This window comes from Alkaliphilus transvaalensis ATCC 700919, from assembly GCF_000621485.1.
GTDB classification, from domain to species: Bacteria; Bacillota; Clostridia; order Peptostreptococcales; family Natronincolaceae; genus Alkaliphilus; species Alkaliphilus transvaalensis.
The window spans coordinates 122,624-137,200 of sequence record NZ_JHYF01000015.1 but is presented as its reverse complement, the minus strand read 5'-3'; the positions used below and the strand labels follow the sequence as shown (position 1 = coordinate 137,200).

Genomic DNA, 14,577 nt, shown 5'->3' with positions numbered 1-14,577 from the left:
ATTGCTAGTCTTATGGAAAATCTGCATGAAAAAAGCAAGTCCACATTCTTTAGAATACAGACTTGCTTTAATACTTATTTATAGGCAGGTATATTTAGTAATTCATCTACAGTTACAAATTCATAGCCTTGATACTTTAATGTTTGAATAATTTCTGGTAGAGACGCTACTGTAGCGGCATGACTTTGTCCTTCGCCACCACCATCATGGAATAATAAAATCCTACCTTGTCGAACGTCAGGTAAAGTATTAATCAGTATTTGGCCAACATCCTGATCTCTCCAGTCTATGGAATCCACTGACCAATTAATAATTTTATACTCTTCTTTAATTAATCCTTCTATGGATTCTCTAGTAACGGCTCCATAGGGTGGTCGCATTAATGCAGTTCTTAAACCAGTAATCTTATAAATACTATCCTCAGTTTGATTTATTTCATTAACTAGTGATTCTTGTGAAACCCTTCTTAAGTCAGGGTGATTCCATGTATGATTCCCAATTACATGTCCTTCCCTTACAATTCGATTAATAATTTCTGGGTGATGATCAACTCGAGCACCCATTACAAAAAAAGTTGCTGGTACATTATATTGTTTTAAAACATCTAAAACTTCATTTGTATATTTTTGATTTGGACCGTCATCAAAGGTTAGTGCAATCTTATTAGTATTAGAAGCTCCTTTTATAAAAAAAGTATTTGGATACATGCTAACCAGTGAAGCCGTTGTCTCTTTAAAGGATGCTTCAGGTTGTTGGGTACGTTGTGTTGGGGCTGTTGGTATTTTAAGAATTTGGCCAACATAGAGAAAATTCCAGTCACCCAAGTTATTAGCTTCACCAAGGGCGGCTACTGTAACCCCAAATTGTTGAGCAATGTTAAACAGACTATCGCCATTTTTTACAATATACTCACCTGTCGAAGCTCCAGACTTCGTTGGTCTAATAACCCCATTGGGAACCTTTAATTTTTCCCCGACCGAAAGGCGATTTACATCAGTAATATTATTCTCCTTTGCTAAATCTGTTACGGAAACCCCTAGATTTTGAGAAATCTTAAATAAAGAGTCTCCCTCACCTACAACATAAATATTAGCTTCTTTCTTTTGTGGAATAATAACAACTTGCCCAGCAGAAATATTATTATGATTTCTGAGATAACCATTTTGGTTAATCAACTCATTTAGGGTAATTCCATAATTGGTAGCAATGGTAAATAAGGTCTCTCCCCTAGAAACTCTGTGGACTTGTGCTCCATTAACAAAGGAAGGTAGCATAATTAGTAAAGATAACATACTTGCAACAGAGAAACGAAGAAATTTTTTCATCAAAAAGAAACACCTCCCTCTATTTTCTTATATAGGTTTACATAATTTATGATACACTACTTAAAGTTGTATATCTATAAGAAAAAAGTGGGAGTAGTAAATATAATGGATACCTATTTAATTTATTGAAAAAACCACAAGAAACCTTTCTTTAATAAGCTTCCATTTTCCTGTTGTTGAAATTTTTTGCCCATATAATTTAAATTAAAGTTTAAGTCCTCTAATTTATGAAGATCATAATAGGATTTATTCAAACCGTTTTCTATATTGTTATAGCCTGTTGGGGTATAGATGACGATATCAAAACCTACTAAGTGTAGAAAACAAAGAATAATTGTAAATTCTTTAGAAAAACGATCTTTATCCTTATCAAATACAACAATTTTAGGAACATCAAAAGGAAAGTCAAATTTTTGCAGTAACTCTAGATAACTTTTATGAATTGATAATATGGTATATAAAATTTTAATCTTAAAGGCTTCCGTTAAGGGCTCAATAAATAGGTTTGTTGTAACCATATAATTAATTGTATTAAAGATTAAATCCTGAACAGATGACTTTAGATACTTAAATTGATTTTCCCTCAATCCCTTTACCTTTTCTAAATTTAAGCTCCCATCACGATTAAATAAACTGTAATCTACTTGGGGAGTTGGTATTGAAATAAAGGGGACTCGTTCTAATAATATCATATTTTCTTTCTTTTCTAATAGGGCATTGAAGTAATTCCAATATTGGTCCATATCCCTAGATACTCCGCTGACTTTAGCAAAGATCGTTGGTATAGATATTCTTTTGTTTTCTACCTTAAATCCTTCCCTAAAACGAGCTTCTTCCTTCCATAGAATAAATAATTCTTCAAAGGTAGTCTTAAGGGGAATGGCCTTTACTTCATAATCTTCAAACTGCCAAGGCTTATAGATTCCACTTCCTTCCGAATGGATTATTTGACTAATTTCTACCGAAGCCTTATAAGCAATTGTCTCTTTTCTCTTATTTTTCTCTATGCTGGCAAATTCCTTAATGATACCTCGTTTTGGATATTCTAGTAGATTAGCGTAATCTTCAATATTAGCAATACTACTAAATCCACCTTCTTCTAGCGGGTTAATATACAGTATATCCCACCCTAATAATGATAGAAATATTAAGAAGAAAACCTCGTCTCTTCTAATATCTCCATAAAATAGGACTTTAGGGCTCTCTTCACCATATTGAAGATTTTTAACTTGAGAAATAATGTACTTTTCTATCCAGTAAAGGAGTTTTATATAGAAGTTTTTCACCACTTCTACTTGTGGATATTGACTGATATAAAGGTTTAAAATCTCAGTGATTTTATCTTCAATCATTTTATTTTTATAAGGACACAAAATAGCTAATCGCTGAATGGTTGTTGCTTTACTAAAATTCTTTTCTGCCTTAATTTCCTCTAAGCTGTTGAAGTCAATTTGATCCCGTTTCTGTTCTATAAAGCTGTTAGGTACGTAAGACTCTAGTCCATCTTCAAATTTTAGGTATAAATGGTCTAATTCCAATAAACCCTGATGTAAGTTGAAGAGATCGTCTTCGTAGCTATGGGTTTCGTCAATTCCAATAATCCTATAAAAATATACAGGTATTGATATTTCTCCTTCCCCTTCAAAATAGCCGTCACGATCTTTAGTTGGTAGAAATATATCTCTGTATGGAGTAGCAGTAATTCCCTTTACAATGTTAATCTTGCTAACTTTAGGTTTTTTTTCTTCCATGGCAGAAATCTCCTTTCTAGAATAACGAATATGGTAGGCTAAGACTTTCTCTTAGGATAATACAAACTATCTTTATCCCTTAGGAATGATGATCCTCTAGTAGACTAATTCCAAAGTCTACAATTTCTTCGCTGGCATCAATTCCCCTTCTACATGTATATTTTATCCCTTCCTTCTTTAGACTTTCCCCTAAACATTCTACTAGCTCCCCATGACTAGGTATTATTTTATAGTCGGCAGCCATCAGCATCGGTAAATCTAAAAAAGAATCTCCTGCCGAAGCGAAGTGATTTTGACCTATTTTTTTCATTAGAAATAGAACTGGGTCCCTTTTATTGATGCAATTAGGAATTAAGTATAATTTTCTCCCCTGTAGAGATCCCGTCCACGCTTTCTTTTTTAACCACTTTAGAAAAGGATTTAACTCTTCTCTCTGTATTTTTTCACGATCTAATAAAAAATAGACAAATAATCCATCGACTTCCTTCATTGATGTAACCCATTTACTAGCCTTCGTCTCTTCAAATTTCCTTAAAACGACATCCCTATTAATCAATTGTTTACTAAGTCTATCTTGTATTTTCAATTGCCATTCCATCATAGGAACACCCTTTTCTAATATGATACCGCCATTACTAATGATTGCATAATGAGGTTTAATTTCATTTTTAAAAAGGGTAATCCTATTGTATTGATGAAGACTTCTAGTGGTTACTGGAACAAAGAAAGCTTTATTATTTAGAAATTTTAACTTCTCTATAACTGTCTGGGAAATATAGGAGGTTTCTTTTCCATCAATTTCTTCTATAGACCTAATACGCTTTATTTTACTTTTCCCCATGCTTTCTAGATAACGCCTACTAAAAATTAATGTGCCATCTAAATCCGAGGCAAATAACATTATTTTTTCCTCCCTAAAGGTTTTATTAGTCCACAGCATTGATAGGTCATATTTTGATAAACCTCCACCTCTACCCCCTTTTCTTGGGCCAGTACTAAAATGTGTTTAAGGTTTTCATGGTTAACATCTTTAACCAACACCTTCCACGGCACCCTCCGCAATAATACTCTTGTGGTTTCGCCAATTCCTGGCTTGATTAAATTAATGTCTTCTATATTAAATTCTTTCTGAATTGTCTCGATATCCTTTAGTCCTCTCCAGGTAACTTCAGAAGAGATTTTTCCTTTCTTTAATTCTACTTCTAATTCCTCTTCTACTGCTTTAATAACTTTAGGAAAGTAGGCGGATATATGATCAACAAAATGATTAGAAAGGTCTTCATCTATCAGACTTTTATAGAATTTTACCCCATGGAAATCTCCTTCAGCAATTAAGTCTGTACGATGAACAGTTCTACTAATTAAACCAGAAACCGTTGCATTTAAACATGCACTAGGAATAAGAAAGTCTTCCCTTGAGCCAAAAATCCTTGAACAATGGCCTGGGTCAGCTAATACAGCTAAACTGTCGTCAAGATTAATTCCCATTACTTCCCTTACATGGTCACAGGACTGGGATAAAACACTGGCTATTGCTCCCTTGCCTGTCCACCCATCAATAAATTGTATCTCTTTACCGGGGTGAAATTTAATGATATGTCTCAAAGCATTTAGATCAAAACCCTTTCCTCGAATAATTGAAATGCTATAGTGGTTTAAATCCATCCCATAACGATATTTTAAATAGCGTCTAATCAGGATGCCTATAGGGGTTCCTGCCCGAGCTAAGGATACTAATACTAAATTCTTCCCTCTTGTCTTTACTATTTTTTCTGCTACAACCCCAACTGCTACTGCTAATTTTTCTCCAGAATCCTTTAGAGATTGATGAAATAAATCAATATATTCTTGAGAGGGCCTATACTCTACTGGGAGCATTTCTGAATAATGGGTTCCCCCTTGGATTTCCTTTTCTCTAACCTGTGTATCCTTCTCTTGAAGATTTTCCCCTAGTTCCTTTAAAAGAAAGGTTACATCCTCCTTTGGATAACTACCAAGCTTTGGTTTTTCATCCTTCCCTATGCAGGTGATGATGTTAATATAAGGAATACCCCTAGACTTTACTCCTTCTAGTAAGCTTTTTAATTGCTCTTCAGTTCTCTCCCTTTCAAGAAATATAAATACTTCATCATAATAATTTGAAGGGATATTATAAAGGTAATTAACTACTTCTTCATCCTCAGGACTTTTAAAATTAATGCCACTGTTAATAGCATAGCTTTCTTCATGAAAAGGATAAATGGGGCTTCTAGTAGTGGAATGAAACTTAATACCAGTCCCCATCCAAGCTGATATTACCATTGGTAAATAGATAAACTCACCTGTTCCTAGACATAGGGTATTACTTCCTTTTCTAATTGCCTTTAAAGACTCCCCTGTCTCCCTTAATTTTTGATGTAATCCTAACTTTGAATCACTATGTATTCCAAAACGACCTGTTTCTACTAGATAAGGAATATCGCCAAAGGAGACTTTTTTCTTAAGCACTTCGTCCAATCTATAATAATTGATTTGGGAATCTTTTAATTCCTTTGTCACCTCAGAAGCTATTAAAGAGATCATTATTTCAGTATCTTGTTCTCTATTAGATATCTGATATTCTCCTTCAATTAAAGAAATTACTTCGATGGTGATGTTAAGCTTTCTCTCCTTTTCTTTAAAAGCATGCCGATCTGCTTCAGAACGCCAATCTAAAATTGATGCCACAACATATTTCTCTCTTGGGTATTTATTATGTAGGGCTTCTATTATATTTAGGGCTGTTTTCCCTGTAGTTAGTTCGTCATCCACCAACACAATCATTCGATCCTTACTAAAGGTACTATCATTCATATTGTACAAATAATGACTGGTTGCATGGGAATGTTCTTCTTTAAATTCAATTTTACCTTTATACTGAGGAATTTCTTCTCTAGTTGTATGGATGTAACAATGATCTCCTAAAAAACTATCAAACATCCCTTGTCCTAAAGCCGTTGCTGTTTCTGCAAATCCTATAAAGGTTGCTTTTTCTTGTAAAGGTAATGGGTGACTTAAAAGGCTAAGGTGATTATTACTGCATCCTTCATGGTTTTTCAGCAGATGAATGATTTCTTCAACTTCTTCAGCTTTAAGCTTAGCATACATTTCTTCAACCATTCTTAAAGCCAATGCTCTACCCCCTAGCTGGTAGATGGCAGGGTTAACAGGAATATGCTTACCCAACAGCTTACTTACAAACAGAAAGCTTCTTTTAGGGTTTTTTCTAGTTGCTAGAGAAAACAAAGATTCTAAAGGAAGGTTATAAGGGTTTTTCTTTATAAATAGTTCCATCGTTAAGCCATTAATTAAATGATAAGTATTAGAACTAAGTTGATGATTGTTATTTAAGTAGTTGCTCAAAATTTATGCCCTCCTTTAAAACCCCATAGATTTTTGAGCGAATTAGAATTTTCTTTGCCCAATTATAGTGGGGTTTTACTTCATTCATTTTATTTCCATATTGGCTTTTTATAACCCCATTACCATGATCCTTTAAGTCTAATATTTTAGTAGCATCAAGATATTCTTCATGGGTGACAACATACAAGCTTTGGATGGGTAAAATTTGACTGGGATGGATCGTGGTTTTTCCGACTAAACCATTCTCTTTATCTAACAATACTTCCTTTACTAAGCCAGACAAGGCCTTCTTTGTTAAGTCATAACCTTCTTCATTACTGTAATATTCCCAAACAGCCCCCGATAAAACATAATCTGTTTCTTCTCTACCAAAAATATTAATAATGTCTCCAATACAGTCACGGACAACTGCTATATCATAAATTAATGTATCTACACTTCTCCTTAAGGCAAAAATACTAGAAAAGTCCGTTGCGCCAATACGAATATTTAATATTAAGTCTTTGTGTTCATCAAGTAGCCTTTTAAGTTGCTGCAGATTCTCTATACGGTTTTCTTTATAAAGAACATTTCTGTCTTCTAGCACTGGCATGCCATAAAGATTTTGCTGATATTCTCGATTTACTTCCTTCAATGCCTTTAAATATCTACTGCCATTATCTAAATTAAACTTAGGAAAAACAAAGCCATTTAATAGTTGATCTCCTTTAAGTACATCTGCAATCATATAAATTTGATCAACTCCTCTCACTCGAACAAAAATGAGAGGTATTTCATCATAGTCTAGTTGTCCTTCTTCTTTAGCCCTAATAATCTCCTTAAACTGTAATATTAAGTTATTTTCAGCTTCTTTAATCTCTTGGTCACCTACTGCATCCTCAAGACAAATCACCACTGATTTCAAACCCCTAAGCTTATCGGATAATAGATCAGCTAATATATTTTTTCTTGTGGCTGGCATGTACAGGGTGGCCCCCAACCCATAGGCTAATATTTCTTTCGGGCCTCTTCTTTGAAAGGGTTGAGGTAATCTATAAAACAGGTCTAATTTTCCTAAGTCCATATGATTAAAGTATCTCATTATTCCCACGTCTCCTAAATCTAGGTTATTTGTTTTTAATAAATTGATTGAGAAAAATCCATCATTAATTCTAGATTAATATTAATTATTAATGCTAAATAATTTCGTTGTTAATTGTACAATAAGTAACATATTATTACCATTAACATTAATATAAAATATATATTAAATTTATATTAATTGCAATTTCCTCAACTAATAAAAAATAGATCCTTCCTAAAATAGTTAGTTTATCCAAATATATAGAAATATTTTACCATAAAAAAACAGGTTAGCAGAAGAAATATTCTACTAACCTGTTATAATTCTTTCGACTATGCTACCTTATCTTCACTTACCATTTGTAGATCTTCTTGTTGAAGATGAGATACTGTGTTTTTAGTAGGGAAAAAGGTATTTCTGATCAGCTTTCTTGCTAAGTCTAAAGGTATGATCAGGGCTGATAACAGAACTACATAACCCCATTCTACTAAGTTTAGTCCACTTGTTCTTAATACCTCTCCACCTACATAAGTTAAAACAATTTGTACAGAGAAGATTAAGGTTACTACCTTTAAGAAACCACGATTACCTGTAATTTTATTAAATAAATTTAAATCTACAGTACGGGCATTAAAGGTATTAAAGCCATTAATAAAGATAAAGAAGGCAAAGAATCCTGTTAAGATATAAATATCTTCTTTTCCTGTTGCTCCAATTCTAAAGGCGTCACGGATAAAAGAGGATTTTAAGAAGAAAATACTCATTGCCGCAATAAAAGAACCATTTAGTAATATAGAACTCCGCATATCTTTATTAATAATTGATTCGGCTCTTCTTTTAGGAGGCTCTTGCATGTACTTACGTAGAGCCATTTCTCCACCCAATGCAAGGGCTGCTAAAGTATCCATTACAAGGTTTACCCACAACATTTGAGTCATTGAAAGGGGTAGGTCAACCCCAATAAATGGTCCTATAAAGGCAATTAAGATGGCCGCCATATTAACTGTCAACTGATATACAATAAACTTACGAATACTATTAAAGATGGTTCTACCATATAATACAGATTTGGTTATAGATAGGAAGTTATCATCTAATACAACAATATCCCCAGCTTCCTTTGCAACCTCTGTACCACTACCCATTGCAAATCCAACATCTGCTCGTTTTAATGCGGGTGCATCATTTACACCATCACCTGTCATCCCGATTACTAGATCTAATTCTTGAGCAATTTTTACTAACCTAGACTTGTCTGTTGGTAGTGCTCTTGCAATTACTCGAATATTTGGCAGTAATGCCTTAAGTTCATCATCTGATAGTTCCTGAATCTCTTGGGATGTTAAAACAACGTCTCTTTCACTTTCTAATAAGCCTGCATCTTTAGCAATGGCTACAGCTGTTTCTTTACGGTCCCCTGTTATCATTACAACTTGGATTCCTGCTGCCTTTGCCTCTGCAATAGCTTCTATAGATTCTGCTCTTAAGTCATCACGTATTCCAATGATCCCAACTAAAGTTAATTTCGTAAACTTCTCATCTTCTTGTAGAACTTCTTGAGAAGTGGCAATTGCAATAACACGAATTGACTTTGCTGCCAATTCTTCAATTGTAGCTTCTAGTTTACCCTTGTTTTTATAGGGCACAACTTCACCCTTTTCATTATAATAGAAATCACATTGATCTATGATTTTTTCTGGTGCTCCCTTAATTAAGGATAAATTATAATCCCCTTTAACTTGGGTAGCTGAATATTTTTTATCGCTACAGAAGGGAATCGTCTTAACCGTTTCTAAAGATACATCTTCTAGCTTTGTACAAGAAACAAACTGAAGTAATGCCCTCTCTGTTGCGTTTCCACCGATTACTTGGTAGTCACCATCTCTCGTTTCTTCAATAATGGCATTAGTATTTTTTCTTAAAGATAAATTTAATAGCTCTCCTAATGCTTTAGGAATCTCTTCACAACTAGCGAAAGCATTGTCATCACCATTTACAAAGGTTACTGCTTCTAACTTCCCTTTTGTTATTGTCCCAGTTTTATCTGAGAAAAGGATGTTTAAGCTTCCTGCTGTTTCGATCCCGATTAACTTCCTTACAAGAATGTTATCCTTTAGAAGCTTTTTCATATTTAGGGAAAGCACCATTGCAATCATCATTGGTAATCCTTCCGGTACAGCCACTACGATAATAATAATTGCAAGGATTACAGCTGTAACTAAATCATTTACAGGATTTTGCCAGTTTGATAAATAAACTGAAATTTGGTCCCAATTAAACCCATGATCTAGCACTACTTTTTTAAACATAAAGGATAGGGCAATAAGTGTACCACCAATATAACCAAACTTACTAATCCCTTCAGCTAAAACATTAAGTTTTACCTTTAATGGAGACTCTCTGTCATCGGTCTGCATCTCTTGGGCTAATTTACCGTAGAAGGTGTTATCTCCAACAGTTTCAACCAACATAACAGCTTCACCTGATACAACTAATGTTCCTCTATAAATATCATAAGGGTTACTTAAATCTGTGTTTTCTTTATCCCTTGGATAATTTTCTGGGATACTTTGCTTTTTAATTTCTTTTGACTCACCAGTTAAGGAGGCTTGATTAATATTCAATGCACCATGAAGCAATTTACCATCTGCTGGCACTTTATCTCCTGTTTGTAGTAAAATAAAGTCACCTACAACAATATCATCAATTGCAATCTCCTGAATTTTTCCATCTCTAAAAACCTTACATACGATTTTTGAAGCGTCATCTTGTAGCTTCTGGAAAGATTCTTCATTACTATATTCAGACCATGTTGCTATCATTGTTGCCAATACCACAGCTACAGCAATCCCTACTGACTCATACCATTCTGTTTTTCCGAAAAACATAAAAATGACATTAACAATTAGTGCAACAATTAAAATTTTAATAATTGGGTCTTCAAAGTTTCCTTTAAACTTATCCCAAAAAGTCTCAATTTCTTGAGGTGTAAGACGATTTGAACCATGTTCTTCTCTTGATTTTTTAACGACTATGGTATCTAAGCCATTAATATCATATTTCATATATTCATCTCCTTAGTTTAATCAATTCTGAAAGAATAAGCTAAGACAAAGGTGTTTTGCATAATGCAATCCGCCTTTGTCTTTATTGCTAAATCATTAATTGATTATAAATAGACTAATAACTAACCTACCTGAAGTCCATAATTATTACAAAGGGCAGCTAATCCACCTTGGAAACCACTACCTATTGCACTAAACCTCCACTCATTATTATAACGGTAAATCTCACAAACTACTAGTGCAGTTTCGATGGAAAATTCTTCAGCAAGATCATATCTTAATATTTCTTGATTAGTTTCCTCGTTAACTACCCTTACATAAGCATTTGAAACTTGTCCAAAATTCTGGGCTCTTTGTATCGCATCATGGATCGTTACAGTAATTGCAATACGATCTACGTAAGATGGTACTTTAGAGAAGTCAATTTTGACTTCTTCGTCGTCCCCTTCACCTTCTCCAGTTAAATTATCACCGGTGTGGATTACAGAACCCCCTGCCCCTTGCAGGTTGTTGTAGAAAACAAAATCATCCTCATTTAATGCTTTACCATTTTCTCTTACAATGAAGGCAGATGCATCTAGGTCGAAATCATATCCACCTGAATACTTATTTGTATCCCATCCTAATCCTACAATAATTTTGCTAAGGTTAGGACTTCCTTTTGTTAAGTCAATTTTTTGTCCCTTTGATAAATTAATCGTCATACCTAATTAATCCCCTTCCTATTTATATATTTAGCTGCAGATACAGCCTTTCTTGTTCTAGCTACACTAATATTTTCTAATTATCTCACTTAAGGATGCATCTTGTGTTCCTTGTCCGATAGCTGCAAATTTCCACTCGTTTTCTTGTCTATAGATTTCACCTACAACAAGGGCAGTTTTTCCAGAATAATCTTCTGTTAAATTGAATCTAACAAGTTCTTTTCGATTTGCTTGATCTACAATTCTAATGTAAGCATTTTGAATCATCCCAAAGTTTTGTTTTCTGCTAATACAGTCGTAAATATTAACTACGAAAACTAATTTTTGAATTGAAGGCGGTACACTCTTCAACTTAACGATGATTTCTTCATCATCTCCGTCTCCATCTCCTGTTAAGTTATCACCAGTATGTCTTACGCTACCACATGTGCTTTTTAAATTTCCAAAGTATATTAAATTAGATTTATTTCCTAGTTTGTCTTTATCATTTAACATCAGAACCGAAGCATCGCAGTCAATATCTGCAGCACCTCCACCAAAGAGCTTACCGAAAAAACCAGTATTGCTCTGAGTAACAGGGTCCCAACCTAGACCTACCATAATCTCAGATAGCCCAGCATTACCCTTTGTTAAATCAATTTTTTGTCCTTTTTGCAAATTAATTGCCATAGCTTTTCACCCCTTTAATATTTGTATATCATTTACTACTTTTAGCGATGGTTACTTGTTGGTACTTGGTATGAATTGTCTAATCCATGCTCCAAAACCTCTAGGGTTTCTAGTTTGAATTAATACAGTTCCAGGACCCCTGAAACGACAAACTAACCCTTCACCAGAAGTAAAACTTGAAATCCATCCCTTTGAAGCCTTTTCAATCTTGTAGTTCATATAATCTGGCCAAGCAACTAAATGACTATTATCAATTATCACTTCTTCTCCAGCTTCTAAATTAATCGGATGGATTGCCCCATAGGAACTGATAAAGGTTGTTCCTCTACCACTAATTTTAAGAATAAAGAAGCCTTCTCCAGAAAACATCCCCTTGGTTAAGTTTTGCATTTGAGTAGACACTTCAATGCCTTCAGTCGCCGCTAGAAAACCATCCTTCTGTACACAAAGACTATAACTTCCATCAAGGGTTACATCAGTAACAGTACCTGGGATCGATGGAGCCAATAGAACTTCACCAGGACCTCGATTAGCCTGAAGGGTTTGGAAAAAAAACTTCTCTCCTGCCAACATCCTTCCAAGCCCCTTAAGAAGGCCCCCCTCTAATTTCCCGTCTAAATCTATCGTACTTGCCATAGACACCATTGCATCAGATTCTGCCTTAACACTTTCTCCTTTTTGTAGCTTAATTTCTACAATAGGAAATGCTTGATCATACAATACTTTATATTCCATTTTAAATCCCCCTTTTAAGAGACCAATTCACCGCTTAAGCTAAGTTTACACCGAAATTCTGGCAAAGGGAACCTAACCCACCTTGGAAACCACTACCAATAGCATTAAATTTCCATTCTGCTCCGTGACGATATAATTCTCCTACCACTAGGGCTGTCTCAATACTAAAATCTTCTCCTAAGTCATAACGAATTAATTCTTCTCCTGTAACTTCATTAAATACTCTTATATAAGCATTTGAAACTTGTCCAAAATTTTGTAGCCTTTGAACTGCATCATGAATCGTTACTGTAAAGGCGATACGATTAATGTTTTGAGGCACTAAGCCTAAATCCACCTTAATTTGCTCGTCATCTCCATCACCTTCACCTGTTAAGTTGTCCCCCATATGAAGAACAGAACCCGATGAATGACTTAAATTATTATAAAAAATAAAATCTGCATCACTACCAACAGTACCTGTTTCTCCTAATAAAAAAGCTGCTGCGTCTAAATCAAATTGTGCTGTTCCGTCATATCTATTTACATCCCAACCTAGACCTACCATAATTTTAGTTAAACCCGGGTTGCCCTTAGTTAAATCTACTTTTTGACCTTTACTTAAACTAATTGCCATACAGACCGCTTCCCTTCTATCTTTATTTAGATTCGTAATTAAAACATTATTTTAACGGTGAGTTGAGACTTCATCTAAAAATTTTTTTTCTCCATTTGACCTTGAAGCTCTAATAAACGCTTTCTACCTTCTTCACGGTTATGTTTATTTTCTTCTTCAATTTGCTTCGTTTCGTCAATTCCCCTCATAATTGTTTCAAAGGTTTGCTCTAACGTTTCAACTTTAATACTAGAACCAGAGGTTAGTCTTGCAATATCCACCGACTGGTTTGCTATACTTTGAGCATTTCTTAGTAGCATTTCATTGGTTTTTTCATCTAAAGCCTTCATGGCATCCGCCTGAATCTTTTGTCGTTTAATGGCAATGGCTTGAATTAGTCCAGATTTAAATACTGGTAAGGTGATGACAAAGGCGCTTCCAATTTTTCTTAGTAAGTTATAGTTACCTCTTTGGATTAACTTAATTTGTGGAGCAGTTTGTAATGAAACCATTTTAGCCATTTCTAGATCTTGTACCCTTTGGTCTATCATTTCTAGTGCCTGCTGAGCGTTTTGAAGGTTAATTTGATCTATTTGTTCTCCTGATGTAGCTGCTTTTTGCTCTAACTGGGGAATCATGTTGTTTTGCACATTATTAATTATCATGTAACCAGCTTGAATATATTTCTCTAGGTTTTCATAGTATTGTAGATTTTTTTCAAACATTTCTTCTAGCGTTGCATTTGTTTGTTTAATCTCATTTTCATATTGTTTTATTTCAACATAAATTTTTGAAATTTCTTTATCCATCGTTTGATATTTCGCTAAAAGCTTATTGATATCATCTTTAACTTTATTAAAAAGTCTTTCTAGAACTCCTTGTTTCTTTTCAACAAAATCTTTAGAATCAAACTTTGACATGATGGAAGTTAATTGTTGTAGCATCTTACCACTATCTTCTACTGAAGAATTACTAATGGAGGATAAAATCCTATCACTAAATTTAGAAATTTCAACAGCTGTATCCTGTCCAAAGGACATGATAGATTGGGCATTTCTTATGTCTAATTGTGAAGCAATTTTTTGTAATTCTGGTGACGATTTAGCTTTTAATGCTACTTCGTTTACTTTTTTATCAAGATCTACTTCCTGTACATCTAACATTTCATTCATATTGAGCCCCTCCTTTAATAAATACATCTTATATTTTGAGAATTACAAGCCTTCATTATCATATTTATTGAAGTTTCATGTCTTAACCCTGTTATATGAGGCAATTGTAAATAAGCA

General features: G+C 34.1%; 11 protein-coding genes. All 11 read right to left on the bottom strand.

Features of this window, described 5'->3' with window-relative positions; genetic code table 11:
• Nucleotides 1-74 precede the first annotated feature (74 nt).
• A complete protein-coding gene (locus T335_RS21680; RefSeq protein ID WP_051569287.1) occupies nucleotides 75-1,325 on the bottom strand; it encodes a LysM peptidoglycan-binding domain-containing protein in 1,251 nt (416 codons plus the stop codon).
• A gap of 122 nt (nucleotides 1,326-1,447) precedes the next feature.
• On the bottom strand, nucleotides 1,448-3,076 hold the full coding sequence (locus T335_RS20585) for a YceG family protein (RefSeq protein ID WP_051569286.1): 1,629 nt from the start codon (nucleotides 3,074-3,076) through the stop codon (nucleotides 1,448-1,450).
• 79 nt (nucleotides 3,077-3,155) lie between these two features.
• The gene (locus T335_RS0112015) at nucleotides 3,156-3,977 is read right to left on the bottom strand and encodes an HAD family hydrolase (RefSeq protein WP_026477777.1); all 822 of its coding nucleotides are present in this window, start codon (nucleotides 3,975-3,977) and stop codon (nucleotides 3,156-3,158) included.
• The gene (locus T335_RS22920) at nucleotides 3,977-6,457 is read right to left on the bottom strand and encodes a phosphoribosyltransferase (RefSeq protein ID WP_051569285.1); all 2,481 of its coding nucleotides are present in this window, start codon (nucleotides 6,455-6,457) and stop codon (nucleotides 3,977-3,979) included. The genes T335_RS0112015 and T335_RS22920 overlap by 1 nt, the downstream gene beginning before the upstream one ends.
• Nucleotides 6,438-7,538, bottom strand: a complete 1,101-nt coding sequence (locus T335_RS0112005) for an HpcH/HpaI aldolase/citrate lyase family protein (RefSeq protein WP_026477776.1) — start codon at nucleotides 7,536-7,538, stop codon at nucleotides 6,438-6,440. The genes T335_RS22920 and T335_RS0112005 overlap by 20 nt, the downstream gene beginning before the upstream one ends.
• Before the next feature lie 314 nt (nucleotides 7,539-7,852).
• Nucleotides 7,853-10,585 (bottom strand): calcium-translocating P-type ATPase, PMCA-type, encoded by a 2,733-nt coding sequence (locus T335_RS20575; protein WP_084281265.1) that lies wholly within the window; start codon nucleotides 10,583-10,585, stop codon nucleotides 7,853-7,855.
• A gap of 122 nt (nucleotides 10,586-10,707) precedes the next feature.
• Nucleotides 10,708-11,289, bottom strand: a complete 582-nt coding sequence (locus tag T335_RS0111995; protein ID WP_026477775.1) for a TerD family protein — start codon at nucleotides 11,287-11,289, stop codon at nucleotides 10,708-10,710.
• A gap of 66 nt (nucleotides 11,290-11,355) precedes the next feature.
• Nucleotides 11,356-11,958, bottom strand: coding sequence for a TerD family protein (locus T335_RS0111990; RefSeq protein ID WP_026477774.1), 603 nt, complete (start codon nucleotides 11,956-11,958; stop codon nucleotides 11,356-11,358).
• Between the two features lie 51 nt (nucleotides 11,959-12,009).
• A complete protein-coding gene (locus T335_RS0111985; RefSeq protein ID WP_026477773.1) occupies nucleotides 12,010-12,693 on the bottom strand; it encodes a TIGR00266 family protein in 684 nt (227 codons plus the stop codon).
• A 34-nt stretch (nucleotides 12,694-12,727) separates the two neighbouring features.
• Complete coding sequence (locus T335_RS0111980; protein WP_026477772.1) at nucleotides 12,728-13,309, bottom strand: TerD family protein; 582 nt, start codon at nucleotides 13,307-13,309, stop codon at nucleotides 12,728-12,730.
• A 74-nt stretch (nucleotides 13,310-13,383) separates the two neighbouring features.
• Nucleotides 13,384-14,460, bottom strand: a complete 1,077-nt coding sequence (locus tag T335_RS0111975; protein WP_026477771.1) for a toxic anion resistance protein — start codon at nucleotides 14,458-14,460, stop codon at nucleotides 13,384-13,386.
• Nucleotides 14,461-14,577: the final 117 nt, after the last annotated feature.

Coding starts and splice junctions, on each gene's coding strand:
- T335_RS21680 (WP_051569287.1), bottom strand. CDS start 1,325: ATGAAAAAATTTCTTCGTTTCTCTGTTGCAAGTATGTTATCTTTACTA.
- T335_RS20585 (WP_051569286.1), bottom strand. CDS start 3,076: ATGGAAGAAAAAAAACCTAAAGTTAGCAAGATTAACATTGTAAAGGGA.
- T335_RS0112015 (WP_026477777.1), bottom strand. CDS start 3,977: ATGTTATTTGCCTCGGATTTAGATGGCACATTAATTTTTAGTAGGCGT.
- T335_RS0112005 (WP_026477776.1), bottom strand. CDS start 7,538: ATGAGATACTTTAATCATATGGACTTAGGAAAATTAGACCTGTTTTAT.
- T335_RS20575 (WP_084281265.1), bottom strand. CDS start 10,585: ATGAAATATGATATTAATGGCTTAGATACCATAGTCGTTAAAAAATCA.
- T335_RS0111995 (WP_026477775.1), bottom strand. CDS start 11,289: ATGACGATTAATTTATCAAAGGGACAAAAAATTGACTTAACAAAAGGA.
- T335_RS0111990 (WP_026477774.1), bottom strand. CDS start 11,958: ATGGCAATTAATTTGCAAAAAGGACAAAAAATTGATTTAACAAAGGGT.
- T335_RS0111985 (WP_026477773.1), bottom strand. CDS start 12,693: ATGGAATATAAAGTATTGTATGATCAAGCATTTCCTATTGTAGAAATT.
- T335_RS0111980 (WP_026477772.1), bottom strand. CDS start 13,309: ATGGCAATTAGTTTAAGTAAAGGTCAAAAAGTAGATTTAACTAAGGGC.
- T335_RS0111975 (WP_026477771.1), bottom strand. CDS start 14,460: ATGAATGAAATGTTAGATGTACAGGAAGTAGATCTTGATAAAAAAGTA.